Source organism: Pseudomonas sp. Irchel s3f7 (assembly GCF_900187615.1).
In the GTDB taxonomy this organism is placed as follows: domain Bacteria; phylum Pseudomonadota; class Gammaproteobacteria; order Pseudomonadales; family Pseudomonadaceae; genus Aquipseudomonas.
The window spans coordinates 1-24,971 of the sequence record NZ_FYDO01000035.1; the positions used below are offsets into that span (position 1 = coordinate 1).

27 protein-coding genes and 1 pseudogene are annotated in these 24,971 nt (G+C 58.3%); 17 read left to right on the forward strand and 11 right to left on the reverse strand.

The window, feature by feature from the left end:
• The coding region (locus tag CKW19_RS24630) for a transposase (protein ID WP_141228961.1) at window positions 1-120 on the forward strand (120 nt) is incomplete at its 5' end.
• A 72-nt stretch (window positions 121-192) separates the two neighbouring features.
• Window positions 193-1,248, forward strand: a complete 1,056-nt coding sequence (locus tag CKW19_RS24635) for an amidase family protein (RefSeq protein WP_256580382.1) — start codon at window positions 193-195, stop codon at window positions 1,246-1,248.
• Between the two features lie 3 nt (window positions 1,249-1,251).
• On the opposite strand, the gene CKW19_RS24640 is transcribed toward CKW19_RS24635, so the two are convergent.
• Window positions 1,252-2,136, reverse strand: a complete 885-nt coding sequence (locus CKW19_RS24640) for a LysR substrate-binding domain-containing protein (RefSeq protein WP_095060604.1) — start codon at window positions 2,134-2,136, stop codon at window positions 1,252-1,254.
• A gap of 158 nt (window positions 2,137-2,294) precedes the next feature.
• Between CKW19_RS24640 and CKW19_RS24645 the strand changes: the two genes are divergently transcribed.
• A complete protein-coding gene (locus CKW19_RS24645) occupies window positions 2,295-5,324 on the forward strand; it encodes an FAD-binding and (Fe-S)-binding domain-containing protein (protein WP_095060606.1) in 3,030 nt (1,009 codons plus the stop codon).
• Between the two features lie 37 nt (window positions 5,325-5,361).
• On the opposite strand, the pseudogene CKW19_RS29630 reads toward CKW19_RS24645, so the two are convergent.
• A pseudogene (locus CKW19_RS29630) lies at window positions 5,362-5,832 on the reverse strand (Arm DNA-binding domain-containing protein); the annotation flags it as partial.
• Window positions 5,833-6,026: 194 nt separating this feature from the next.
• Here CKW19_RS29630 and CKW19_RS24655 point away from each other — a divergent pair.
• The 4 genes from CKW19_RS24655 to CKW19_RS24670 all read left to right on the forward strand — a co-directional run bounded on the left by CKW19_RS24655 (window position 6,027) and on the right by CKW19_RS24670 (window position 8,364).
• Entirely contained in the window at window positions 6,027-6,464 is a 438-nt protein-coding gene (locus CKW19_RS24655; RefSeq protein WP_143500385.1) for a hypothetical protein, read from the forward strand.
• Window positions 6,465-6,701: 237 nt separating this feature from the next.
• Window positions 6,702-6,893, forward strand: coding sequence for a DUF1508 domain-containing protein (locus CKW19_RS24660; protein WP_095060610.1), 192 nt, complete (start codon window positions 6,702-6,704; stop codon window positions 6,891-6,893).
• Window positions 6,894-7,014: 121 nt separating this feature from the next.
• Window positions 7,015-7,941, forward strand: coding sequence for a LysR family transcriptional regulator (locus tag CKW19_RS24665; RefSeq protein WP_095060612.1), 927 nt, complete (start codon window positions 7,015-7,017; stop codon window positions 7,939-7,941).
• Between the two features lie 57 nt (window positions 7,942-7,998).
• The gene (locus CKW19_RS24670; RefSeq protein WP_095060614.1) at window positions 7,999-8,364 is read left to right on the forward strand and encodes a 5-carboxymethyl-2-hydroxymuconate Delta-isomerase; all 366 of its coding nucleotides are present in this window, start codon (window positions 7,999-8,001) and stop codon (window positions 8,362-8,364) included.
• 3 nt (window positions 8,365-8,367) lie between these two features.
• Here CKW19_RS24670 and CKW19_RS24675 read toward each other — a convergent pair whose 3' ends face one another.
• Window positions 8,368-9,303: a LysR family transcriptional regulator gene (locus CKW19_RS24675; protein ID WP_095060616.1), complete on the reverse strand. Its 936-nt coding sequence runs from the start codon at window positions 9,301-9,303 to the stop codon at window positions 8,368-8,370.
• Window positions 9,304-9,417: 114 nt separating this feature from the next.
• Window positions 9,418-10,335 (reverse strand): DMT family transporter, encoded by a 918-nt coding sequence (locus CKW19_RS24680; RefSeq protein ID WP_095060618.1) that lies wholly within the window; start codon window positions 10,333-10,335, stop codon window positions 9,418-9,420.
• Window positions 10,336-10,686: 351 nt separating this feature from the next.
• On the opposite strand from CKW19_RS24680, the gene CKW19_RS24685 reads away from it, so the two are divergent.
• The 4 genes from CKW19_RS24685 to CKW19_RS24700 all read left to right on the forward strand — a co-directional run bounded on the left by CKW19_RS24685 (window position 10,687) and on the right by CKW19_RS24700 (window position 14,998).
• Window positions 10,687-12,336 (forward strand): phosphoethanolamine transferase, encoded by a 1,650-nt coding sequence (locus tag CKW19_RS24685; RefSeq protein WP_095060620.1) that lies wholly within the window; start codon window positions 10,687-10,689, stop codon window positions 12,334-12,336.
• Window positions 12,337-12,522: 186 nt separating this feature from the next.
• Entirely contained in the window at window positions 12,523-13,656 is a 1,134-nt protein-coding gene (gene rnd / locus CKW19_RS24690) for a ribonuclease D (protein ID WP_095060622.1), read from the forward strand.
• Window positions 13,653-13,946: a YcgL domain-containing protein gene (locus tag CKW19_RS24695; RefSeq protein ID WP_095060624.1), complete on the forward strand. Its 294-nt coding sequence runs from the start codon at window positions 13,653-13,655 to the stop codon at window positions 13,944-13,946. Before rnd ends, CKW19_RS24695 begins: the two co-directional genes overlap by 4 nt.
• Before the next feature lie 119 nt (window positions 13,947-14,065).
• Window positions 14,066-14,998: a D-2-hydroxyacid dehydrogenase gene (locus CKW19_RS24700; protein WP_095060626.1), complete on the forward strand. Its 933-nt coding sequence runs from the start codon at window positions 14,066-14,068 to the stop codon at window positions 14,996-14,998.
• Window positions 14,999-15,119: 121 nt separating this feature from the next.
• Here the strand turns inward: CKW19_RS24700 and CKW19_RS24705 are convergent, their stop codons facing one another.
• Window positions 15,120-15,713, reverse strand: coding sequence for a nitroreductase family protein (locus tag CKW19_RS24705; protein ID WP_095060628.1), 594 nt, complete (start codon window positions 15,711-15,713; stop codon window positions 15,120-15,122).
• A 164-nt stretch (window positions 15,714-15,877) separates the two neighbouring features.
• Between CKW19_RS24705 and CKW19_RS24710 the strand changes: the two genes are divergently transcribed.
• Both CKW19_RS24710 and CKW19_RS24715 read left to right on the forward strand, forming a co-directional pair.
• Complete coding sequence (locus tag CKW19_RS24710; RefSeq protein WP_095060630.1) at window positions 15,878-16,327, forward strand: YcgN family cysteine cluster protein; 450 nt, start codon at window positions 15,878-15,880, stop codon at window positions 16,325-16,327.
• A 36-nt stretch (window positions 16,328-16,363) separates the two neighbouring features.
• Window positions 16,364-17,593, forward strand: a complete 1,230-nt coding sequence (locus CKW19_RS24715) for a hypothetical protein (RefSeq protein WP_095060632.1) — start codon at window positions 16,364-16,366, stop codon at window positions 17,591-17,593.
• An 85-nt stretch (window positions 17,594-17,678) separates the two neighbouring features.
• Here the strand turns inward: CKW19_RS24715 and CKW19_RS24720 are convergent, their stop codons facing one another.
• The 4 genes from CKW19_RS24720 to CKW19_RS24735 form a co-directional block, all read right to left on the reverse strand.
• Window positions 17,679-18,056, reverse strand: a complete 378-nt coding sequence (locus CKW19_RS24720; protein WP_095060634.1) for a DUF2892 domain-containing protein — start codon at window positions 18,054-18,056, stop codon at window positions 17,679-17,681.
• A gap of 92 nt (window positions 18,057-18,148) precedes the next feature.
• Window positions 18,149-18,619 carry an RNA methyltransferase gene (locus CKW19_RS24725; protein WP_095060636.1) on the reverse strand — a complete coding sequence of 157 codons (471 nt, stop codon included), beginning with the start codon at window positions 18,617-18,619 and terminating at the stop codon, window positions 18,149-18,151.
• Between the two features lie 208 nt (window positions 18,620-18,827).
• Window positions 18,828-19,199, reverse strand: a complete 372-nt coding sequence (locus tag CKW19_RS24730; protein WP_017336997.1) for a YajD family HNH nuclease — start codon at window positions 19,197-19,199, stop codon at window positions 18,828-18,830.
• 49 nt (window positions 19,200-19,248) lie between these two features.
• A complete protein-coding gene (locus tag CKW19_RS24735) occupies window positions 19,249-19,935 on the reverse strand; it encodes a spermidine synthase (protein WP_095060638.1) in 687 nt (228 codons plus the stop codon).
• Window positions 19,936-20,030: 95 nt separating this feature from the next.
• On the opposite strand from CKW19_RS24735, the gene CKW19_RS24740 reads away from it, so the two are divergent.
• Window positions 20,031-20,321, forward strand: a complete 291-nt coding sequence (locus CKW19_RS24740; protein ID WP_095060640.1) for a hypothetical protein — start codon at window positions 20,031-20,033, stop codon at window positions 20,319-20,321.
• On the opposite strand, the gene CKW19_RS24745 is transcribed toward CKW19_RS24740, so the two are convergent.
• Both CKW19_RS24745 and CKW19_RS24750 read right to left on the reverse strand, forming a co-directional pair.
• Window positions 20,318-20,791 (reverse strand): Crp/Fnr family transcriptional regulator, encoded by a 474-nt coding sequence (locus CKW19_RS24745; protein WP_095060642.1) that lies wholly within the window; start codon window positions 20,789-20,791, stop codon window positions 20,318-20,320. The genes CKW19_RS24740 and CKW19_RS24745 overlap by 4 nt on opposite strands.
• 129 nt (window positions 20,792-20,920) lie before the next feature.
• Window positions 20,921-22,975 carry a S9 family peptidase gene (locus tag CKW19_RS24750; protein ID WP_095060644.1) on the reverse strand — a complete coding sequence of 685 codons (2,055 nt, stop codon included), beginning with the start codon at window positions 22,973-22,975 and terminating at the stop codon, window positions 20,921-20,923.
• A 131-nt stretch (window positions 22,976-23,106) separates the two neighbouring features.
• Between CKW19_RS24750 and CKW19_RS24755 the strand changes: the two genes are divergently transcribed.
• The 3 genes from CKW19_RS24755 to CKW19_RS24765 are packed head-to-tail and all read left to right on the forward strand — an operon-like array spanning window position 23,107 to window position 24,969.
• The gene (locus tag CKW19_RS24755) at window positions 23,107-23,604 is read left to right on the forward strand and encodes an MFS transporter (protein WP_095060645.1); all 498 of its coding nucleotides are present in this window, start codon (window positions 23,107-23,109) and stop codon (window positions 23,602-23,604) included.
• Between the two features lie 33 nt (window positions 23,605-23,637).
• A complete protein-coding gene (locus tag CKW19_RS24760; protein ID WP_095060647.1) occupies window positions 23,638-24,414 on the forward strand; it encodes a class II glutamine amidotransferase in 777 nt (258 codons plus the stop codon).
• 12 nt (window positions 24,415-24,426) lie between these two features.
• The gene (locus CKW19_RS24765) at window positions 24,427-24,969 is read left to right on the forward strand and encodes a DUF2937 family protein (protein ID WP_095060649.1); all 543 of its coding nucleotides are present in this window, start codon (window positions 24,427-24,429) and stop codon (window positions 24,967-24,969) included.
• Window positions 24,970-24,971: the final 2 nt, after the last annotated feature.

Here is a 24,971-nt window from a genome sequence, read left to right on the forward strand (position 1 = left end):
ACGGGTCAGCTGGAAGGGATAAACAATCGAATAAAGGTCATCAAGCGGATGGCGTACGGTTACCGGGATAGCGAATTCTTTTTCATGAAGATCAAGAGCGTCTTTCCCGGTAATCCGTGAAGAACCTCTTTTTATCCTGCGTAGTTGTGACGCTCAGCCCAATCGCTTAGGGCGTGAGCTCATTCCGTTCGTCTGTACTTAGGGGAATTACAGAATCCGCGGAACACCAAGCGGGATGCTTCCGGCTCCAGCAGCGGTTCTGCCGCCGCCGTGGCGGCAGCGTTTGCACCGTTTGCGCTAGGGTCGGACACGAGCGGCTCGATCCGCGCGCCGGCCAGCGTCACCGGCACAGTGGGTTTGCGACCTTCGCTGGGGTTGATCAGCCGCAGCGGCATTATTCCGCTGTCGCTCGCGTTCGATACAGCAGGCGTCATCACCAACAGCGTGCTGGATCAGGCCATCGTGCTCGATGCGATCAAGGGCCAGGACAAAAGTGATCCGGCGACCCTCGACCTTGCTGCAGATAAAATACAGTTCGAACCGGCACTGAGCCGTTCCTCGTTGCTAGGCAAGACCATTGGCGTGATCACCAATTTCAAAGGCGCCAATCCAGAGGTGGATGCAGTCTTCAAGGCCGCTCAGGAAACCCTCGGCAAGCGCGGCGCTCGTGTCGTCTCCATCGAACTGCGAAAAGCTTTTGAAACCTTATGGAGCGATGTGCTCGGTCCAGTGGGAGAGGGCGAATTCAAGCCTCAATTCGAACGCTACCTCGCCACCCTCAATCCGGGCCAACCGCGAACGCTTGCGCAGTTTCTCGAGCTGGCCAGGCAAAATCAGGCGCAAAACGCTGCACACGGGATGAACCCGGCACGCCTGGCCGGACTGGAAACGGTCGCGAATGCCACAAGCACCGATTCGCCGCAGTACATCTCCATCCTCTCCCGGAAGATTCCTCAGTTGCGCGCGCAGCTGATGGAGATCATGAAGCAGAACAAAGTCGACAGTCTGTTCTTCGCGACCATCAACTGCCCGGCGTCGGTGGTGCATGGCGTGACCGATGACAGTTACGTCTGCACATCCGGCGATACCTATGCGTCGTCGTATATTGCCTCCGCCACAGGATTTCCCGAGATTACGGTTCCGGCAGGCACCATCAAGGGCAACCTGCCGGTCGGTGTTTCGTTCCTGGGCGGCTATGGCGAAGACGCCAAGGTGGTTGGTTTCGGCTACGCGTTCCTTGGTCGGTAATCGTCAGATCTGTGTCAGCAGCCAGGTACGAAACGCGACGAGTGATGGCAGCATTTCGTTGCGCGGCGGATAAGCCAGGTAATAACTGCGCTGGCTGGCAAAGGGTCGATCGAGACTGATGAGTTCGCTGTTGGCCAACTCGTCGGCCACCAGAATACGCGGTACCAGACCGATGCCGATGCCGGCCCTGACGGCCTGGATCAAGTGCGAAGTGAGTTCGAAGCTCGGGCCGAGCCGCATCATCCGATGGGGCAGGCCTTGGTGGCTGAACCACTCGCCCCAGACGTTGGCATTGCTCGCGACGTTGAGTAGCGTCTGACCGCCAATGCGTTCCGGGGTCCAGGTGTCGTGGGCTTCGGCCGCTTGTGGGGACATGATCACCATCAGTTCTTCGGTGTGCAGGCGATGGCTGATCAAGCCTGGAAAGTCGGCATTGCCAACGACAATCGCGGCGTCGATGCCGCTGGTTTCAAAGTCAATGGCGTCGATTCGGGAATTGATGTGTACCAGGATGCCTGGGTGGGTTTTGTAGAAATCATGCAGGCGCGGCAATAACCACTTTGAGCCGAAGGTCGGCAAGGTGGCCAGGCGTAACGTGCCGCTGCCTGATTGATAAGCCATGGCCTGCAACGTGGCGCTGCGTATGCGCCCGAGCGCTTCGCTCATTTCCCGCTGATAAAGACGACCGACATCGGTCAGTTGTACTTGCCGGCCTTCACGGCGGAACAGCGTCAGGCCCAGTTGCTGCTCCAGCGCTTGGACTTGCCGGCTCACGGCGCTTTGAGTCAGTGAGAGCTCCATCGCTGCACGGGTATAGCTTTCATGTCGGGCGGCGGCTTCAAACGCCAGCAGCAACGACATTGAAGGGGTGAGGTGACGGTAATTCATTCGTAAAAGTCATCGATAGCGGCAGGATTATCCGTTTGTCTGGTGCCGGACCCTGCAGGATCATTGGTGTAGCTGAAGACCTGAGGCTGCCGCATTAATGCTCAGGCGACAAGTGTTTTGAGTTTTCCGTGAATAGACCAACAAGAGACCCGCCTGCGATGATCGCTCAGTTGCCTACCGTTGCACTCGCGGCACAGTACCCGGAATTTCTGCAAGCCCTGCGTGCCAGCGGCTTTCGCGGTCAGCTCAGCGCTGACTACGCCACCCGCACCGTGCTGGCGACCGATAACTCGATTTATCAGCGTCTTCCGCAAGCGGCGGTGTTCCCCTTGGATGTGGATGACATCGTACGCATCGCGACCTTGATGGCCGAGCGACGCTTTCGCCAGATCAAGCTGACCCCGCGCGGTGGTGGCACCGGCACCAACGGGCAGTCATTGACCGATGGCATCGTGGTCGATCTGTCGCGGCACATGAACACCATCCTCGAAATCAACGTCGCCGAGCGCTGGGTGCGGGTGCAGGCGGGCGCGGTCAAAGACCAGCTCAATGCCGCGCTCAAACCTCACGGGCTGTTCTTCGCGCCGGAGTTGTCGACGTCCAACCGTGCCACCGTCGGCGGCATGATCAACACCGACGCCAGCGGCCAGGGCAGTTGCACCTATGGCAAGACCCGTGATCACGTTCTGGAATTGCATAGCGTGCTGCTCGGTGGTGAGCGCTTGCACAGCCATCCGCTGTCAGATGCGGAACTGGAGGCGGCTTGCACGCGGCCCGGCCGTATCGGCCATGTGTATCGGGTGGCGCGCAGTATTCATGAGACCCAGTCCGACCTGATCGAGGCGGTGTTTCCCAAGCTCAACCGTTGTCTGACCGGTTATGACCTGGCGCACCTGCGCAATGAGCAAGGGCGTTTCAACCTCAACAGCGTGCTCTGCGGTGCGGAAGGGTCACTGGGCTACATTGTCGAAGCCAAGCTCAACGTGCTGCCAATTCCAAAATACTCAGTGCTGGTGAATGTGTGTTACGGCAGCTTCATGGATGCGCTGCGCGATGCCAATGCGTTGTTGGTGCACAAGCCGTTGTCCATCGAAACCGTGGACTCCAGGGTGTTGCTGCTGGCGATGAAAGACATCGTCTGGCATAGCGTCGCCGAGTATTTTCCGACGGACGCCGAGCGCCCGACGCTGGGCATCAATCTGGTGGAGTTCAGCGGTGAAGACGTGACGCAAGTGAACGCTCACGTAGAGTTGTTCGTGGCGCATCTGAAGGCCGACACGACGATCGAGCGGCTGGGCCACACGTTGGCGGACGGCGCCGAAGCCGTGTCCCGCGTCTACACCATGCGCAAGCGATCGGTCGGACTGTTGGGTAACGTCGAAGGCGAGATTCGGCCACAGCCTTTTGTTGAAGACACCGCCGTGCCGCCGGAGAAACTGGCCGACTACATCGCCGAGTTTCGTGCGTTGCTCGATAGTTATGGCCTGAGCTATGGCATGTTCGGTCACGTCGATGCCGGCGTGTTGCATGTGCGCCCGGCGCTGGACATGAAAGACCCGGCCCAGGCTGCACTCGTCAAACCGATTTCCGATGCTGTGGCCGAGCTGACAAAGCGTTACGGGGGGCTGCTGTGGGGCGAGCACGGCAAAGGTTTACGCTCGGAATACGTTCCCGGGTTTTTTGGTGAGCTGTACCCGGCGTTGCAATCGCTCAAGGGGGCGTTCGACCCACACAATCAGTTCAACCCCGGGAAGATCTGCACACCCCCAGATGCTGCCCAAGGTTTGCTCAAGGTTAACGAAGTTTCGCTGCGGGGTGATTTGGATCGGCAGATTGATGAGCGTGTCTGGCAAAGCTTTGGCACCGCGATGCACTGCAACGGTAATGGCGCCTGCTACAACTACGACCCCAACGATGCGATGTGTCCGTCGTGGAAAGCTACACGTGAGCGGCAGCACTCGCCGAAGGGAAGGGCCTCGTTGATTCGCGAATGGTTGCGTTTGCAAGGCGCGGCCAATATCGATGTATTGCAAGCGGCCCGGGGCAAGTGGTCATGGTTGAGCGGGTTGCCGACGAGGTTGCGCAATAACCTGGCGCGCTCGCACGGCGAGTCGGACTTCTCGCATGAAGTCTATGACGCGATGGCGGGCTGCCTGGCCTGCAAATCCTGCGCGGGACAATGCCCGGTCAAAGTCAACGTCCCGGAGTTCCGCTCGCGTTTTCTGGAGCTGTACCACGGTCGCTATCAACGTCCTCTGCGTGACTACCTGATCGGCTCGCTGGAGTTCACGATTCCATACATGGCTTACGCGCCGGGCCTGTACAACGCAGTGATGGGCTCGAAATGGGTGAGCCGCCTTCTTGAGCGACAAGTCGGCATGCTCGACAGCCCACTGATCCACCGGCATGACTTGCAGGCCACTTTGACCCGCTGCAACGTCGCGGTCGCCAGCGTGCCAGCTCTGCGCAAACTGACCGAGGCACAACGTGAGCGCAGCGTGGTGTTGGTGCAGGACGCCTTCACCCGTTACTTCGAAACGCCGTTGCTGGCGAGCTTCATCCAGTTGGCTCATCAATTGGGTTATCAGGTGTTTCTGCCGCCCTATAGCCCCAACGGCAAGCCTTTGCACGTTCAGGGTTTCCTCGGAGCGTTCGCCAAGGCGGCGATCCGCAACGGCAATCAGCTCAAGGCTCTCGCCGACTGCGGCGTAGCACTGGTGGGATTGGACCCGGCGATGACGCTGGTCTACCGCCAGGAATATCAGAAAGTACCAGGACTCAATGATTGCCCGAAAGTCTTGCTCCCGCAGGAGTGGCTGTTCGATGTGTTGCCCGCAAACTCGCCTCCCGCTACCCAGACATTCCGTTTGTTGGCGCACTGCACTGAGAAGACCAATGTCCCGGCCAGTACTTCGCAATGGGAAGCCGTGTTTGCCCGGCTTGGGCTCAAGCTAGTGACAGAGGCGACCGGCTGCTGTGGCATGTCCGGCACCTACGGCCATGAGGCGCGGAATCAGAACACCTCGCGGACCATTTTCGAGCAGTCATGGGCTGGCAAGTTGGATGAAAAGGGCGAAGCGCTGGCGACGGGTTATTCCTGCCGCAGCCAGGTAAAGCGCTTAACCGACAGGCAGCTGCGTCATCCGCTGGACGTGGTGTTGGAGTATGCGCAGCTAGCTCACCGATAATGGGGGCGGCGTAAGTAGTCAGTGTATTCGTCCACTGTTGAGCATGTTTGACGTTTTTCCAACCGGCACGATGGGCCTCTATGTAATCGTTGGCTACGTCTTGGATCGTTACGGATTTCTGTATGCGATGGTGTTCAGCAGCCTGCTGTGCTGTGCGCTCATCATCACGCGCCTGCAACGGGTCAATGCCGTCCCGCAATAAACGTCGCTTATCGCTGCTGTTTTGCCGAGCCTCCTTTAAGCCGACTGCGGGGTAGGTGCCCAAGCCCATTTCTCTGCGTTTCCCCACAAGCTGGAACAGCAGTACCCAATATTTCTTCCCGTTGGGTTTGATCAGGAGGCGAAGACCATCACCATCCTCGTAGGCCGATTTCGCCTCCCACAACTTATCGATTGACTGCATTTTTTTAGGAGGTGTCCTACATCTTCCTGCGCTGTTTCGTATTGCTGTGTATCGATCTGAATGATTACCTAGCATCAACTCGTCAATGATTGGCGGGCTAATCATCTATTCAAATCCATGGAGGGTTCATGGCTAATGGTATTTTTGCCAGTACTCGGTATTAATGCGGTTTAGCCTGTCTTTTCCTTCTGGTGGGAGGCTCTTGGATAACATAAAAAAAGGTAAGCCTTATCAGGTGATCATTCAGGGAGAGTTACCGATCTCCATACGAAGGTGATCTAGGAAGTTACATTCTGAATTTGATCGAGAAAATCATGCCCGGAGCGGAAAAGCGTTTAATTGAGGAAGGTTTCATTGTCTCTGTTTTGCTATTTAACGTGGTTACCTTGATTCCGTGGGTGACATTTTTTTGGCATAGTCAGGGCAATGATTCCGGAAATGATGGTCCGGCTGCTATTTTTTTGCTGGTTATTACGGCCGTCGGGACTTTGTTTGTTATGCCAGTTTACAGTTTGGCGATTTATTTGACCGGGATTATAAGTTCAAGACGCCGCTTAAAGTGGATGGTGGTTTTGCCTTTGGGTGTGGTTGTGCTTTTTTGTATTTGCTCATCATTGCTGTGGGCGAAGGTGGGGGTGGATGGGGCATATCTGTTTTTCTTTGCAGCGCTGGGGTACGCGGTGCACGCTATACGCCTGCTCAAACAAGTTGTTGGGGTTGTCAAAGGCTGTCCGTAGTCTGATGAGGGCGTCAAGTATTACAGTTGTGTAGGGGAGTGAGATTGTTCGAGTGAAAAGTTACTTGACGACGTCTCCATATTTCCCATCTTTTAAACCTTTGTCTGTCTCGCAAGTTTGAGGGGCTTTCTCGCAATATTCGCTGACATTGCAGTTTATCGCTGTAAAAAAACTTCATTTACTCTGGCATCCGCAGATCACTGATCTGCAGTTACCAGCCATCGCAAGGAGCGAACGATGTATTTTGAAATCTACAGGCAGATCCGAGGGACTCTACAGACTGGCAGGGGTCAGTGGCGCTGGCGCTTGAGGGCGGGCAATCATGAAACGGTGGCCAGTGGCGAGGCCTACGTCAACAAGGCTGATTGCGTGCACGCCATCAGTTTGATCAAGGGTACGCACGATCAGACGCCAACCAAGGAAGTCTGATGGTGTGTGGTGAAGCTGCTCGCTCAGAGCAGCTTCGTTTCAACAGATCTCAGGGTTGTGAATAGACGCCAGTTGCATCCACTACCTAAACTGTCGGCAGACTTAGGGACGGGGGCAGTGGATGAATCGTAACGAGCTACGCAAGGCTGATATCAACCTGATGGTGGTGTTCGAAACGCTGATGCTTGAGCGTAACGTGACTCGGGTGGCGGAAAAGCTGTTTCTCGGTCAGCCGACCATCAGCTCTGCGCTCAACCGTTTGCGGGCGATGTTCAATGACCCCTTGTTCATTCGGGTCGGGCATCGCATGGAGCCGACAGCGCGAGCGGAAGAGATCATTCGACATCTGTCTCCCGCGTTGGACTCGCTGTCGGTGGCCTTGAGCCTGACCCATGATTTCGATCCCGCCAGCAGCACCATGACCTTTCGTATCGGGCTGTCCGACGACGTCGAGTTTGGCCTCTTGCCACCCTTGCTGCGTGCATTGCGCCAGGAGGCGCCAAGCGTGGTGTTTGTGGTGCAGCATGTCGATTACTGGCGGATCCCCGACTTGTTGGCGTCCGGCGATATCACGGTGGGCATCAGCCAGACCCGCGGTCTGCCGGCCAATGCCAAACGCAAGTTGTTGCGACACATCCAGCCCAGCATTTTACGGGCCGACGCCTCCGACATGCCGCTGACCCTCGACGAATATTGCTCGCGTCCGCATGTGCTGGTATCCCATACCGCCAACGTCAGTGGCTACGCCGATGAGTGGCTGGCGGAGATCGGCCGTACGCGACAGGTGGTGCTCTCCGTTCCGCAATACAGTTCGCTGCCGGCCCTGCTGGCCGGGACCGATCTGATTGCCAGCCTGCCGGACTACACCGCTGAGGCGATGGCCGTCTCCGGTCAATTATTCAAGGAGCCGTTTCCGTTCAAGACGCCGACCCTGGACTTGTCCATGGTCTGGCTCAGTCATGTCGACACCGACCCGGCCGAGCGCTGGCTGCGTGCGCGCCTGGAAGCGTTCATGAGCGAGCGCGCTGTGTTGCCCCTGCCTGAGTGAGCAGGGCGACAGCGTGATATATGTAGGATCTTTCCACCCACCATCAGGATCAATGTCATGCCTCACCTGCACATGGAATACACCGCCAACTTGCCTGAACTGAATGCCGACGTAGCGTTGATGCGGCTGAACAATACGCTGGTGGCTTCTGGTCAATTCGGTGTCGAGTTCGACATCAAGAGTCGTGCAGTGAAGGTCGAGACATTCAAGGTCGGAACGGCTTTGGCGGAGCGGGCGTTTGTGCATGTGAAGCTTGCGCTGTTGAGCGGCCGTTCCGCGCAGATCAAACAGCAGTTGTCGGAAAGCTTACTGGCTGTAGTGCAGGACCTGTGCGAATGGCCAGCAGGCATCGAAGTCCAGCTATGTGTGGAGATACTCGATATCGATCGCGAGTCCTACAGCAAGACGGCCATTAACAACTGAGACTCAGGCGACTTCCTGTTCCGTACAGGCCAGGATCACTTGTTCGCGTAGCCACCGGTTGGCGCCGTCCTGATCAAGGTGTTGGCTCCACTGCAGTTCGAGGCTGAACCCCGGCAAACCATCGGGTACTTCGCAGTGATTGAATGCCGCTTCGGCGGCAAGTAACTGCTGGATGCGCCGAGGCAAGGTCAGGATGAAGTCAGTGCCGGCGATCATCTTGAGCGCTGCGCTGTAGCTGTTGGCGCGCGCGACGATTTGACGTTTTTTGCCCTGTTGCGCGAGCCAGCCATCGACCATGTTGGTGGCGGACGTCCAGGGTGTCGGAAACACATGTCGACGCTCGACGTAGGCCGGCAGGTTTAAACGTGGCTCCAGCGGTGTAGCGTGTTTGTCGAAGACGCATACCAGATCGTCCTTGAGCAGTGTCCATGATTTGAGGCCTGCGTGGTCACGATGAAAATTCGGGCCGAAGCAAATCACCAGATCAAGACTGCCATCGCGCAAGGCGTCGACAGGAATCTCGGCTTCGAACTTGTGCATGTTGACCGTCACCGGAAGATCGGCGAGCGCAAAACGTTTCAACAAGTGCGGCAGGATTAACTGTTCGAAGTATTCCGGTGCACAGAGATTGAACGTCACCGATTGCAAGGTCGGGTCGAACATCGGCGAGCCTGCATGACATTGGTTGATGCTGTCGAGGATCTTCAGAATGTGAGGGTACATCGTGCCGGCCTTGTCCGTCGGCTGCATACCGGCGCGGGAATTGATGAACAGTTCGTCCTCAAAGCAGTTGCGCAGTTTTTTCAGGCAATAACTCACCGTGGACTGGCTGACGCAAAGCCGCTCGGATACATCGGTTACGTTGTTTCGCTCGAACACGGCAACGAACACCATGAGGTCCTGCATATCGAGCTTTCTGAGCAAATTACTGTTCAGCATCCATTCTGTCTCGCAGTGCTACTGGCGCAGAACGTGCGCAAGCTGTGGGAATTGATCCTAGCGGAGCGGAGGAGTCAGGAGAATGCCTTGTGGGACGTTTCATGGGTATTGGTGTCAGCCTTGTACCGTGACCGGCACGGTTCTGCGGCTGGATTTCAACAGTGCCAACATGCCGATGCCCACCAATGCGGCGCCGGTAACCTCCAAGGGCAGTGGCGCCTGGCGCCCCCATAACCAGTGAAACAGGGTGATGAACAGCGTGCTCAGGTAAATGTAGGAAATCACTGAAGAGGGGGCGATCACACCGATTGCACGGTGCAGCAACCAGAAGGTCGCCAGCGTCGCAAACAGCGCCAGATAGATCAGCCAGAAAAAATCATGGGCAGTCAGCAATGACGCCGAGCGCCAACCGCCGCTGAACCCACAGAACACCAGCAGAAACAATGCGCCGAACAACATGTTCCAGAACGTCATCGCCACCGGTCCTCGGCCCTTGAGGCTACTTCCTTTGAGTCGTTGGCTAAGCGGCGCATAGAACGCCATCGCCAGGCAGCCGATGCCATACACCGTCAATGCGTACAGCGATGGCAGTTCGTCCGGACCGTTGCCCTTCATGATCAGTAGCGCGGCCCCGGTAGCGGCAATCAGCATGGGCAAGATCCGTTGCTTCAGGCTGCTGTCAGGCGTCAGCACGGCTTCGAAAAGCAGGGTCAGCAATGGTACGAGCGTAAACAGGGTTCCAGTGTTGACCGCCGAGGTATAGCGCAGCGCCTCGAACAGCGAACCGAAATACAGCGCCAGCAGCAAACCGAGTGCGCAATGCCCGAGCAATCCGCGGGCGGTCATGGCGATATCGCCTTTGAGCAACAGCAGCGGCAAAAACACCGTGGCGCACAGCAGCAGTCGTAATCCGGTCAGCAAGATCGGGTCGATGGCCTGGCTGACCTGTGCCGCCGCAGAAAACGAAGCGGCGACCAGCAAGGCCCAAAGCAGCATGCCAACGTGGGCAGCGGCGAAACCGGTGGTTTTCATAGGTGATTCCGAAGTCAGTGATTGGGGCAGGTGTAGCGCCAGTCCCGATTAGGCGCGCCAAGCCTGAAGGCCGCAAATCAGAAAGTCCGAGAGGGAATCTGGAAATTAAATAGTGCTGACATTCAGAGGGCGGTCGCGAGCGATCAAACGCAGGTTATTTAAGTCAGATCTGAACAAAAGCTGAACAATTCTCAAATACTTGGCAGGTTTGGCTTAATGGCTGACGTGAACTAATCGTTATCTTATTTTTCACAAAAAATTGATGGTTGGCTGCTTAAAATTAGTGTTGTCTGGGTGAATGGAATTTTCACATTTACCGCAGTCATTCCTTTTCAGGGACAGCGAATCATCATGTTGAAGTTTAAAGCCGTGCGCCCGGAATGGGTGACGCTGAGTGCCAGTGCTTTTTTATTAATTGCATTCAACTCTGTACTCTGGGGGCATCTTTTCGATATCGCCACGCCAGATAGCAAAGGTATCACTCTGTTCGTGGCGTTCGGGGTGATGATTTTTGCAGCGTTCAATATTCTATTGACGCTGCTGGCTTTTCGGCCGTTGCTGAAGCCCGTCCTGACGCTGCTTTTCATGATCAGTGCTGGCGTGGCTTACTTTATGGGCCAATATGGCGTTCTGATCGACGCTGGTATGTTGCGTAATTTTGCAGAGACCAATGCCACGGAAGTGCGTGACTTGGTATCAGTCCAATTGTTTGTCTATGTTGTTTTTCTCGGCGTCCTGCCATCGTTGTTGTTGTGGAGAACACCGGTTGTTTATCGTCGCTGGCATCGCGAGTTGCTGAGTAAAGGGTTAGTGACGTTAGTGTCCGCCGCCGTCATTGGTGGCGTTGCACTGATTAACTACCAAGGTCTTGCTTCGCTGTTTCGCAATCATCATGAGTTGCGTTTGATGGTGGTGCCAAGCAATTACATTGGCGCAACGGTCAGGTATTTGGGTGAGCGGGTGGCGTCAGCGCAGCAACCGTTTGTGAAAATCGGCGAAGACGCTCAGTTAAACCCAGGCTGGCAAACCCATGGTCGTAAATCCCTGACGGTCCTGGTGGTAGGCGAAAGTGCCCGCGCGGAGAACTTTGGCATCCTCGGCTATGACCGTGATACCACGCCAAAACTTGATAAAGAACCTGGGCTGATCGCTTTTACCGATGTGACCTCGTGTGGCACTGAAACCGCTGTATCGGTTCCTTGCATGTTCTCCAACATGGGCCGCAAGGATTACAGCGCGAGCAAGGCAAAGAACGAAGAAGGTTTGTTGGATGTGCTCAAGCATGCCGGACTGGATGTGATCTGGCGGGACAATCAGTCCGGCTGCAAAGGCACCTGCGATCGCGTCACCCTTCAGGATGTGAGTAATCTCAAAGACCCGAGTCTGTGCGCCAACAGTGAATGCCGCGACGAAATTCTGCTGCAAGGGCTGCAGCACTTTATCGACACTCTGGATAAAGACACTGTGCTGGTATTGCATCAGATGGGCAGTCACGGTCCGGAGTATTTCAAGCGTTACCCGAAAGAGTACGAACGCTTTACTCCTGTCTGTGAAAGCAACGCGCTGAACAATTGCAGTCGCGAAAGTATTATTAACGGCTATGACAATACGCTGGTGTATACCGATCATGTGTTGTCGACCCTGATCGATTTACTGCGCAATAATCAGGAAAAGGTCGATACAGCCATGCTTTATCTGTCGGACCACGGAGAATCCCTGGGCGAATACAACCTGTTCCTCCATGGCACGCCTTACATGTTGGCACCGGAGCAACAGAAACATGTGGCGATGCTGGCCTGGTTCTCCGACAGCTATCAAAAATCGTTCTCTGTGGACACCCATTGCCTGCAATTGAGTCGTGAAAAACCCTTGAGCCAGGACAACCTGTTTCATTCGGTGCTGGGGCTGCTGGAGGTCAACAGTAAGGTCTACAACCAGAGTCTGGACATGTTTGCCGGGTGTCGGGGGGCGGTGATCGATGGCGTATTGGCTGGCAAATGAGGCGTCAGCGCTTTCACGTGACCTTCAAACAAACTCGCGTTACCAGCGTCGCAAGGCAAGTTAATCCAAGCTCAACGGACTATTCTTCTGAAAACCAGGCATTTTTGCTAAGCCTCTTGTTCAGTGGATGCGCGGAAATCGCCGGGGGCGATATATACTGCGCGCCATTCTTCAAGGGAGAGCCGTGTGGCCATCGATATTCACTGGATTCGCGACAACGATAGCCTCGGTCGGTTTTGTACCGAGTGGCAACAGCTGCCATTCGTTGCCCTCGACACCGAATTCATGCGGGTCGACACCTTCTACCCGATTGCCGGCCTGCTGCAGATCGGTGACGGCCAACGCGCTTACCTGATTGATCCGCTGACCATTAATGACTGGAAGCCCCTGGCCGCGTTGCTGGAAAATCCCGCCGTGGTCAAAGTCGTGCATGCGTGCAGCGAAGACCTCGAAGTCTTGCTGCGCCTGACCGGCAGCCTGCCGGCGTCGTTGTTCGATACGCAACTGGCCGCCGCTTACCTGAACCTGGGTTTCTCCATGGGTTACTCGCGGTTGGTGCAGGAAGTGCTCGGCATCGACCTGCCCAAGGGCGAAACCCGTTCCGACTGGCTGCAACGTCCGCTGTCCGAGACCCAAATCAGCTATGCCGCCGAAGATGCCGTGCACTTGGCGGAAGTTTTCGTACAGTTGCGCCCGAAGCTTTCGGACGATAAGTACGCCTGGGTCCTGGAAGACGGCGCCGAACTGGTGGCCAACCTGCGCCGCGAGATCGACCCTTACGAGGTCTATCGCGACGCCAAGCTGGCCTGGAAGCTGTCCCGCGCCCAACTCGTCGTATTGCGTGAGCTCTGCGCCTGGCGCGAGAAAGAAGCCCGCGCCCGTGACCTGCCGCGCAACCGCATTATCCGCGAGCATTCGCTGTGGCCGCTGGCGCGCACGCAGCCGGACAACCTTGGCGCATTGGCGAAAATCGAAGACATGCACCCGCGTACCGTGCGTCAGGACGGTGAGTTTCTGCTTGATCTGATCAAGCGCTCTGGCAGTGTGTCGCCTGATCAATGGCCGCCAGCCGTGCCGGAGCCATTGCCGGTGGACGCCGCCGTGTTGCTCAAGCAAATGAAAGCCATCGGCCAGGCTGAGGCCGAGCGCCTGAGCATTGCGCCGGAACTGATGCTGCGCAAGAAAACCCTGGAAGCGCTGCTCAAGAGCGGCTTCCCCAATGGTCCCTACCAATTGCCTGATTCGCTGCGTGGCTGGCGCCGCGAGTTGATGGGCCAGGCGCTGCTCGACAGCCTGGCCACCGCCGGAGAACAGCCTTGAAACGTATTTGTTCGATCTACCGCAGCACCAAGAGAAACGAAATGTACCTGTATGTGCTCAAGAGCGATGCTCTGGAGCGCGTCCCGGAAACGCTGATGGCCGCCTTCGGCAAAGCTATCCATGCCTTTGACCTGGTGCTGAGCCCCGAGCGCAAACTGTCGCGCGAAGACATCACGATCGTGCTGGAAAACCTCGATAAGCAGGGTTATCACCTGCAAATGCCGCCGGCTGAAGACGAGTACATCGAGCACTTGCCGGAAGAGTTGCTGCGTCGCAACGACCCGATGTAAGCGCCAGACAGGCTCGGTTCAGGGCCGCGATGAAACACTGATTGATTTTGGCGATGACCGCATCGATGGAGCGATACTCCACCGGCGGTCGTCCGCTCCGCTTTGGAAAGGTTTGAAGCATGCGCGTTCTGATTGCTGAACACGACCACCCCGTGTACGCCCGGTTGTTGCGCGAGGCTGCGCCCGATCTGGAAGTGCTGACCAGCGGCGACTCTGCTGAATTGGCCGCCCAGGCCGCCGATTGCCCGGTCTGGCTCGGTCAGCCTGATCTGTTGGCGACGCTGTTGCGTCAGGGCCACCAGCCGCAATGGCTGCAATCGACCTGGGCGGGCATCACGCCGCTGCTGGCCGACGGTTTGCCGCGACACTATCGTTTGTCCCGCGCGGTGGGGATCTTCGGGCAGGTCATGGCTGAATACGTGCTCACGTACATGCTCGGGCATGAGCGTGAAGTACTGGCGCGGCTGGTCAGCCAGGTCGAGCGCAAGTGGGACAGTCGCCATGGCCAGAGCCTGGCGGGGCGCAAGGTGTTGATTGTCGGTACCGGTGACATCGGACAGACCGTTGCGAAATTCCTCGTACCGTTTGGCGTCGAGTTGTACGGAATCGCCAGCAGCGCTCGCGAGCAGGCACCGTTTGTCGAAGTCGGTTCGCTGGCGGATCTGCCGCGTCTGGTCGGTGAAATGGATTTCGTGGTCAACCTGCTGCCCAACACGGCGGACACCCACGACATTTACGATGCCGCGCTGTTCAAGCAATTCAAGCCGACGGGGTTGTTCATCAATGTCGGACGCGGCGTGGCGGTGGTCGACGCGGACCTGGTTGAAGCGCTGAAGGAAGGGCATCTGGCGGGGGCGGTGATTGACGTGTGCCGTCAGGAGCCGTTGCCGCAGCGCCATCCGTTCTGGACGGCCTGGGGATTACTGCTGACCGGCCACAGTTCCGCGCCGACATCGCCGTCGATGATGGTGCAGTTGTTTGTCGAAAACCTGCGGGCGTATCAGGCGGGCGAGGCGTTGCGCGGGGAAGTGGATTTCAATCGCGGGTATTGAACCACCACTCACCCCTGTGGGAGTGAGCCTGCTCGCGATAGCGGTGTGTCATTCACATGTACTTTGACTGACACGGCCTCATCGCGAGCAGGCTCGCTCCTACAGGGTTTTGCCGTGTGGGTTAGAGGGTGAATTCACCTTCCGCTGCCAATTCGCTCAACGGACGGCGCGGGCTCGGCGCTTCACGGGCCTGCAGGTATTCCGCCAGGCTGGCCTTGTCGCCCAGCTTGCCAACGGCCACGGCCGCGTGCAGTGCGTAGCCTTCAGGAATGTTCAGTTCTTTGCGGGTCAGCTCCTGATCGAAACCGGCCATGCCGTGGGTGTGCCAGCCGCTGATGCTCGCTTGCAGCGCCAGATGACCCCAGGCCGAACCGGTGTCGAAGGTGTGCCACAGCGCCGGGGTTTCTTCGGTGGCGCCAGGTGCGGTAAAGGTGGTTTTCGAGATCACGATCACCAATGCCGAGGCATGCTGCGCCCAGCTGCGGTTGAACTCGTTGAGCAGGCCCAGGTAACGCTCCCAGTTCGGTGTATCGCGACGCGCATAGAGAAACCGCCATGGCTGCGAGTTGTACGCCGACGGCGCCCAGCGCGCGGCTTCGAAAAAGCTCAGCAGAGTTTCTTCGCAAATGGCTTCACCGGTGAAGGCGCGGGGCGACCAACGATCGGTGAACTGCGGGTGAATGGCGTACTCGGCAACGCGTGGGTTGGCACTCATCAATAGATTCCTTGCTACGTTTGAAGGTGTGGGCGACGCAAAACCCTACTTGGCGGCGCTAAAACTGACAAGCACGTTCTACCGGCAGTCGCCAATGCTTGGCCGCAAGGCCTGCGGGCACTAGACTGGCGGCCTTTTCACCACCTGATGTCGACGCTCGAACCATGGCTGCCAAAGTAGAACCGTTCTGGATACGCAAAACCCTCGATCAACTTGATCAGGAGGAATGGGAATCGCTGTGCGATGGTTGTGGCCTGTGCTGCCTGCAAAAGCTGGAAGACGAAGATGACAACAGCGTCTATTACACGCGCATTGCCTGCAAACTGCTGGACCTGAAAACCTGCCAGTGCACCGACTACCCGAATCGTCGTGATTCGGTGCCGGACTGTATCCAGCTCACTCCGGGCAAGGCTGATGAGTTCAAGTGGCTGCCGCCGACCTGCGGCTATCGCCTGGTCAGCGAAGGCAAGGACCTGCCGCTGTGGCATCACCTGGTGTGCGGTGATCGCGACGCGGTGCACCACGAACGCATTTCCCAGTCAGGGCGCATGCTCGCCGAAGGCAGCGTGCCGGAAGATGATTGGGAAGAACATCTGATTTTCCGGGCAGGCTGATCGCCCACGGATCTGACGTTTCACGAAGGAGTGTGTATGGCTGTGGGATGGCGGCTGGCGTTGACGGTTGGGTGTCTGGCCCTGGGCTCGCCCGTGTGGGCGGCTCAGAAGGTTGATCTGGATTATCACGTGCGCCTGTTGCCGCAAAGCGACCAGGCCGAAGTGCGTCTGACCCTGGCCCAGGGGGCAGCGGTGCGCAGTCTGGATTTCGACCTTGGCGACGGCAGTCACTACAGCGATTTCAAGGCTGACGGACAATGGCAACTGAGCCCCGGCAAGCAGGCTCGCGGTCTCTGGAGACCCGCCGCCGACAAGGCCAGCCTGACCTATCGCGTTCGCATTAGCCATGGCCGCAAGAGCGGCAGTTTCGATACGCGCATGACGCCGAACTGGGCATTGATGCGCGGCGACGATCTGGTGCCCGCCGCCCGGCTCGATCAGCAGGACGGCGTCGAATTGGTGTCACGTCTTGAGTTCGAGCTGCCCGGCGGCTGGAAGAGCGTCGAAACTGCGTGGCCGCGGATTGGCAAAAACAAATTCCGTATCGATAACCCATCCCGACTGTTCGATAGACCCACAGGCTGGATGCTCGCTGGCCACTTGGGCAGTCGCCGTACGCGTCTGGGGGAAACGGAAGTCACGGTCAGCTCCCCGCAGGGGCAGGGCATGCGCCGAATGGATGTGCTGACGCTGTTGACGTTCGTCTGGCCACAAGTGCAAGCCGTGTTCCCTCATCATCCCGCCAAGCTGCTGATTGTTGGCGCCAGCGATCCCATGTGGCGCGGCAGCCTGGCCGGGCACGAGTCGATCTACCTTAACAGTCGTCTGCCGCTGGTCAGTGAAAGCGGCACCAGTGCGTTGGTGCGGGAGCTGGCCCAGGTGTTCGGGCGAATCAACGACAAACAGCGCAGTGACTGGATCAGTGAAGGACTTGCCGAGTATTACGCGATTGAGTGGGTGCGTCGGGCGGGAGGGATGAGCGATGAGCGGTTCGAGAGCCTGCATGAAAAACTGCTCAAGAGCGGCGAGAAGGTCACGACCTTGCGCGGTGAGCAGGCCAGCCCGGCGCAGGTAGCCAGGGCGGTGGTGATGCTGCAGGAACTGGATCGCGAGATTCGCCTGAAGACGCGCAACAAGCGCTCGCTGGATGATGTGTTGCGCGCGGCGATACGGCTGGAGAGCATCGATACCAAGGCGTTTGTGCAGCTGTCGGAGAGTGTTATTGGCGACGCTTCGAAGGTCCTTGATACCGGGTTGCTTCAGTAGGGATCAAAAGATCGCAGCCTGCGGCAGCTCCTGCAGGGCGCGCACACACGAGCTGCCGCAGGCTGCGATCTTTTACTTTGAATCATCAAACGCCGGTTTTTGGCGAATTCAATGAATCATTGCCCGTAACCGTCGCGGTTTTGGTTGCTGCCTCGGCATTGGCCTTCAGCGTCTTCAGCTCTTCACCCGCCCGCTGGATTTTCGCCCGTACGTTGTCCATGTCCTGTCGGCTTTTCTCCAGCAGGCTTTTTGCCGAACTGTGGCCGGTGATACCACGGGCCAGGGCAACACCGCCGATGGCCACTTGAATCAAACCAAAGATCCCGCCGCGACGCAGGCCCTTGCCCACCATCACCACGCCACCCGCTATCGAGCCGATGCGCTCCCAGCCCTGGACGTTCTGTTCGGAAGGAGTCTGGAACGGTGTGGATTCGATACGCTCGACGCGTTTGAGTTCGCTCATGATCTATCTCCAGGCAGGGAAGGGCAGCTTCAGTCTCGATAGTTAAGCTGACTGCCGGGGCCTGTCGCTTGTTCCATCGAATGTGCGGTGGCTCAGCGGAATTTTGGCCCCGAGCGGGTGTTGAGCCCTTTGGCCATGCGGTCATAAAGCACGACGTTGACCGTGGCAGCCAGGTTCATGCAACCGGTGGTCGGGATGTAGACCACGTCTTCGCACCAGTCGCGAATCTCTTGATCCAGCGAACCGTCTTCAGGACCGAAGATGTACAGCGCGCGGTCCGGGTGGGTGTACTCCGGCAGCGGGCGGGCGCCCTCGACCAGCTCCACGGCGACCGGCACGCAGTTCAGCGGCAGGATTTTTTTCAGGTCGTCGATGCCGATCAGCGGGATGTCGTAGTGGACACGCTTGGTATCGGTGACGAAATCGGCGGCGCGTTCATAGCGTTTGCCGGTGTAGAACACCGACGCCACGCCATAACAGCCAGCGGCGCGCATCACCGAACCGACGTTCTCCGGTGATTTGGGGTTATACAAACCAATGCAGCTGTACCGTTTGTCTGCCACGAGCGGGGTGCCTTTCGGGAAAAAATCGCGATTATACGGGGAATGGGGCAGGGGTGTTCAGTTTGAGATTGGTGGTGGCCGGGCTATCGAAATCGCGGGCAAGCCCGCTCCCACAGGGTGCTGTGGTGTACACCACATTTGTGGTCACCATCAATCACTGTGGGAGCGGGCTTGCCCGCGATGGGGCCATTCCAGGCGCTGAGGATTTTCAGTCGTCTTTCTTCATCAGGCCAGCCAGCGCCGCAAACGGGTTATGTGTCGCCTTGGCGATTTTCGGTGTGCTCAGCGAGCCTTCATCGAAATACTGTTGGTCTGTGTAGCGCGAGTGTTCGTTGTCGTGACAGTACAGGCACAACAGCTCCCAGTTCGAACCGTCCTGCGGGTTGTTGTCGTGATTGTGGTCGCGGTGATGCACGGTCAGTTCGCTCAGGCGCTTGCCGGAGAACTCACGGGCGCAGCGGCCGCACACGTGCGGGTACATTTTCAGGGCCTTGTCGCGGTAACCCATTTCCTTGTCGCGCTGGTTGTCGGCGAGGATGCGGTCCAGTTTCGACGTGTTGGTTGGGGTGGACGAACTCATGGGTTCACCTTTGTAGAAAGACTAATGACGGTTATGCAGCCAGTTTAGCTCAGCCCTTGAGCTTCTCGGCAATCCAGATGGTATGGCGAGTGCCTTTGTTGCCGTGGGCGAAGACCTGCACTTCCTCGGCCTTGAACCCGGCTTTTTTCAGTTTGTCGGAAAACTGCCGGTCTGCACTGGCCGACCAGACCGCCAGCACGCCTTTGGGGCGCAGGGCTTTGGCACAGGCGCTCAGGCCGCCGGCGGAATACAGCCAGCTGTTGGCTTTCTGGGTCAGGCCTTCGGGGCCGTTGTCGACATCGAGCATGATCGCATCGAAACCCTGCGGCTCGGCTTGCAGGACCTTGGCCACGTCTTCCATGCGGATCACGGTGCGCGGGTCTTGAAGCGGGTTTCCCGCTTTCTCGCCGAGCGGACCACGGTTCCACTCCACAACGCCAGGGACCAGCTCAGCGACCACCACTTCGGCGGTCTTGCCCAGGTGCTTGAGGGCCGAGGCGAGGGTGAAGCCCATGCCCAGGCCACCGATCAATACACGTGAACTCGGCCGACCGGCGACCTTGCGGCAAGGGATCTCGGCCAGGGCATCCTCGGAGCCGTGCATGCGGGTGTTCATCAATTGCCCGCCGTCACCGCCCTGGATCTTGATGACGAAATCCTCACCGTATTCGAACAGGCACAGGGCTCCGCCGTTTTCCGGGATGGGGGTGGTGTCGAGCAGAACGAAACGTTTCATGGGGCTCACTTGAAGAAAATTGGCAGAACTCGAAGGGGCAAACAGACGCAGTTGGGAGTAGCCTGTTTATGACAACAAGGCTAACGGAGCCATTGATGAAGCGCACCATTCTAACGGTCATTGCCCTGGCCGCGCTCGCGATAACTGCAGCACAGGCCCAACCGTTGCAGGCCACGCCCATCAGTCCCGCTGCGATGCCCGGCTCACCGGGTACCGCGACGCCCACGCCCTATCCGCAAATCAGCCCGGCGCCATTGCCCAGGGTCGGCCCGGGTAGCAGCGGTCCGCCGTTGGTGCCCATCAACAAGCCGAGCCCGCCGACCAAGGACCAGCCACTGCCGGGGCTGGAGCCTAACCCACCGAAACCCAAGCCACCGGGCGGTTAGACCTGCTGGGAGAGCAGTTGCCCATCGGCCATGCGCAAGCGTTTGGACAGCGAAACGGCGAGGGCGCGGATGATCTTGGCAGCGATTTTCGGTGCGTCATTGAGCATTTTTTCCAGCGAGTCCTTACCCAGATTGAGCAGCTGACAATTGCTCGCCGCCACGCAACTGGCCGAGCGCCGTTCGCCGTCGAGGACGGCCATTTCGCCGAACGAGCGACCGCTGCGCAATGTAGCGATGGTTACTCGTTGCCCGTCAGCGGTGGTTTTCTGCACCGAGACCTGGCCGGTGTGGATGATGCACATGAAGCTGCCGGCATCGCCCTCCTGGAAAATCTGTTCGCCCTGGGCAATGGTGCTGATGCTGAAATAGCCCGATGCTGCGGCAAAGTCCGCTGGCAGCAGTTGATTGAACAGGCCGCAGTCCATCAGCCAGTCGCGAATTTCGTTGTTTAGAAAGGTTGGTTCTGACATGTCGTCATGGTCTTTTGTGTGTGTTGCCGACTCGAATTTGAAATCACCGTAAATCCCCTGTGGAAGCGAGCAGGTGTTGTATCGGCATTCGGTGTGCGGAATTAAGACCGGTTCATCGGCCCAAGTTCCTCAGGCAATACCCAAAACCTTGAACAAAAAGGCGTATTCGAGTGCTACGTCACGCAATCCCTGATAACGCCCGCTCATCCCGCCATGCCCGGCACCGAGTTCAGTCTTTAGCAGCAGGGGATTGTTGTCGGTTTTGCTCGCGCGCAACTTCGCCACCCATTTGGCCGCTTCCCAGTATTGAACGCGGCTATCGTTGTAGCCGGCAATGACCAGCGTCGCCGGATAGGCTTGTGCGGTGACGTTTTCGTACGGGGCATAGGCCTTGATCCGATCATAGACGTCCGGCTCTTCAGGATTACCCCACTCGTCGTATTCCGTCACGGTCAACGGCAGGTCCGGGTCGAGCATGGTATTGAGCACGTCGACGAACGGTACTTCGGCAATGGCCGCACCAAACAGCTCCGGCCGTTGGTTGAGTACCGCGCCGATCAGCAGTCCACCAGCGCTGCCGCCGCTGATCGCCAGTTGTGGCGCGGTGGTGAAGCCATTGGCGATCAGGTGTTCGGCACAGGCAATGAAGTCGCTGAACGTGTTGTGCTTGTGCTCCTGCTTGCCGGCGCGATACCAGGCTTCCCCCAGTTCGCCACCGCCGCGCACGTGCGCAATGGCAAACGCCATGCCGCGATCCAACAGGCTCAGGCGTGCGTGGGAGAACCAAGGGTCGAGGCTCTCGCCGTAGGCGCCGTAACCATACAAATACAGTGGAACCGGTTTGCCGAGGTTTTCGCGCTTGATCACCAGGCTGATCGGCACTTGGGTACCGTCCGGCGCGGTCGCCCACAGGCGCTGGCTGACATAGGCATCGGCATCGAACGGGCCAAGCACCGGGGTTTGCTTGAGGACTTTCTGCTCGCCGGTCGCCAGTTCAAGCTGGCGGATTTGCGCCGGACGGTTCAACGCTTCGTAGCGCAGGCGAATCCGGTCGCTGACGAACTCCAGGCTGTTTTGCACGTGCAGGCTGTAGGCCGCGTCCGGCAATTGCACGCGATAGGGCGACAAACCTTGTGGGTGAACTTCAATCACCGGCAGGCCGCCGATCCGCAGGCTCAGGGTCATGGCGCCGGTGTTCAGGCTGATACCGTCGATCATCACGCTGTCGCTGTGGGCAATCAGGCTTTGCCAGTCGGCCTCGAACGGCGCACTGCCGGTATCGACAGCCGTGTACAGGGCAAAGTTGATGCCGTCGCGGTTGGTGCGAATGAACCAGGTCCATTGACCATCGAGCATACCGTGGTCGACGTCATATTCATGATCCTCGACCCGTGGTGCGATGCAGGTAAAGGCTTGCTGTGGCTGGTTGGCGTCGAGGACCCAGGCTTCACTGGTGGTCTTGCTGCCCACGGACAGCAGCAATTGCTGTTCGGAGCTTGAGCGGTAGCAATGCATGAAGAAGCGCCCGTCCGGCTCATGGAACACTTCTTCGGCCGCCGTGCCGTCCAGACGGTAGCGGTACAGCTTGTGCGGGCGGTGAGTGTCGTCCAGTTCACCGAAAAACAGCGTCAGGCTGTCGTTGGCCCAGGTCATGCTGCCGTCGCAATCCTGGAACTCCAGTTCGCTGACACGCCCGTCGGACAGTTCCTTCACGAACAGCGTGTAAATCTCATCACCCGTGGCGTCGATGCTGTAGGCCAGACGCTGATGGTCCGGGCTGATGCTGAACGCGCCAAGGGAAAAGAAGCCGCCGTTGGCCAGCACGTTCGGGTCCAGCAGCAGTTGTTCCTGGTTTTCGTCGAGGGTCAGGCTGTCATCGGCCGGACGCGGGCAGCGGTAGTGTCGGGCATATTCGTCGCCTGCCGTGGTGCGCGTGTAATACAGATACGGTCCCCACGGCGAAGGCAGGGACAGGTCCGTCTCGAGAATCCGGCCTTTGATTTCCTCGAACAGCGTTTCGCGCAACCCGGCCTGATCGGCGGTTTGTGCTTCCTGATAGCTGTTTTCAGCCTTGAGGTAATCGAGCACGGCCGCGGTGTCGCGTTCTTGCAGCCAGGCATACGGGTCGGGACCTTCAGCCCTGTGGGCGATCGGGGCGTCGTGAATGTTGGCGGATAGAGGCATGAAGGACTCTCGAACAGTACGGAATAGGGGGCTTGGCAACCTGTGGGAGCGGGCCGGCTTAACTGTCAGGCATTGATGCAGCCTGATGGGCGAAAAGCCGTTATCATAAGCGCCTCTTTGCCTGCCTTGCCATGGACACCATGACCGAGAACGACTATCTGATCGCTTGGGGCCTCTACGCCTTTGCCGCTTTGGGCTGCCTGTTGGTGTGGATGCGCATTACCCACTGGATGTGGCGTTGGCTGCGCGAGCCGCTGCGGCTGCTGGTGGTGGTGCTGCTGTTCAGCCCGACCATCATTGACCCGGTGAAGGATAAAGTTGCACCGGCCATCGCCATTACCGCCCTGGACCTGTTGTTCAAGGTCGGCAACAACGCCTGGCGGGCGATTTCCGATCTGTTCATGTACGGCATGATCGCCTTTGGTCTCTATCTGGTGATGGTGGCGATCCGCTTCCCTATCGAACGTGCCTCCAGCGCTCGCAAGGAGCAGGCTGCCGCCGCCAAAGCGGCTGCCCGTGCCGACGAGTCGGGGGAGGATCATCCTTTCGGCGGTGCTGGCGATGATCGCTACGGTCGTCCGCCTGTGCCGAGCAATCCCCAGCGGATGCGCGTCGAACCCCGTCTGTAACCCCGGCCCTGTCATTGAGCGAGAATCCCGAGCATGTGTGAGTTATTGGGCATGAGCGCCAATGTCCCGACCGATATTGTCTTCAGCTTCACCGGGCTGATGCAGCGCGGCGGGCGCACTGGCCCGCATCGTGATGGCTGGGGTATCGCTTTCTATGAAGGTCGCGGGCTGCGCCTGTTCCAGGACCCGGCCGCGAGCAGCGAGTCGGAAGTCGCCAACCTGGTGCAGCGTTATCCGATCAAGAGTGAAGTGGTCATCGGGCACATCCGCCAGGCCAACGTCGGCAAGGTTTGCCTGTCCAACACCCATCCGTTTGTCCGTGAACTGTGGGGACGCAATTGGTGTTTCGCGCATAACGGCCAATTGGCAGACTTTCAGCCAACGGCCAGTTTCTACCGCCCCGTCGGTGATACCGACAGCGAGGCGGCGTTCTGTGATTTGCTCAACCGCGTGCGGGCGGCGTTCCCTGAACCGGTTGAGGTCGAAGCGCTGCTGCCGGACCTGGTGGCCGCTTGCGCCGAATACCGCAGCAAAGGCGTGTTCAACTGCCTGCTCAGTGATGGCGACTGGCTGTTCTGCTACTGCTCTACCAAGCTGGCACAGATCACCCGGCGTGCTCCATTCGGTCCGGCGCGCTTGAAAGATGTCGACGTGATCGTCGATTTTCAGGCCGAAACCACACCCAATGACGTGGTCACCGTGATCGCCACCGAGCCGTTGACCGAAAACGAAACCTGGACCCGTTACGAACCGGGTCAATGGAGCCTGTGGCGACGCGGCGAATGCGTCAGCCAGGGCCAGACCCTTTAAGGATTGTTCCCCATGTTGCTCAGTTATCTACGACTGGTGTTGTTTGCGGCGGGCCTGTTGATCGGTGTCCAGGTGCCGGGGTTCATCAACGATTATGCCAAGCGGGTCGAGGCGCATCTGATTGAGGCGCAAACCAGCCTGAGTGGGTTTCAGGGCACCGCCAATCAGTTTTTCAAGGGCGATATGCAGGCCTTGGTTGCCCATTATCGCGCCAGTGAAGACCCGATCTTTCGCAGCGATGCCGACAGCCTGAGCAACCTGTTGACCCGCCAGGTGGCGCTGGACAAGCAGTTTCAGGCGATGCAAGGCCCGTGGTACATCCGCTTCCTGCAAGTGGTGCTGGCCGCCGATCCGGACATTCGCAAGGAAACCTGGAATGGCTACAGCTATCAGATCCTGCTGACGCCTGAGGCGATGATCTGGGGCATGAGCGGCGCGTTGCTGCTGTCGTTCGGGATTGAATGCCTGTTCCGTCTGATCGACTGGGTGGTGCTGGGCGGCAAACGCCTGCGCCAGAGCCGGCCGATTGAAGAACGGGATTTGCGCGGTTTGTAAGA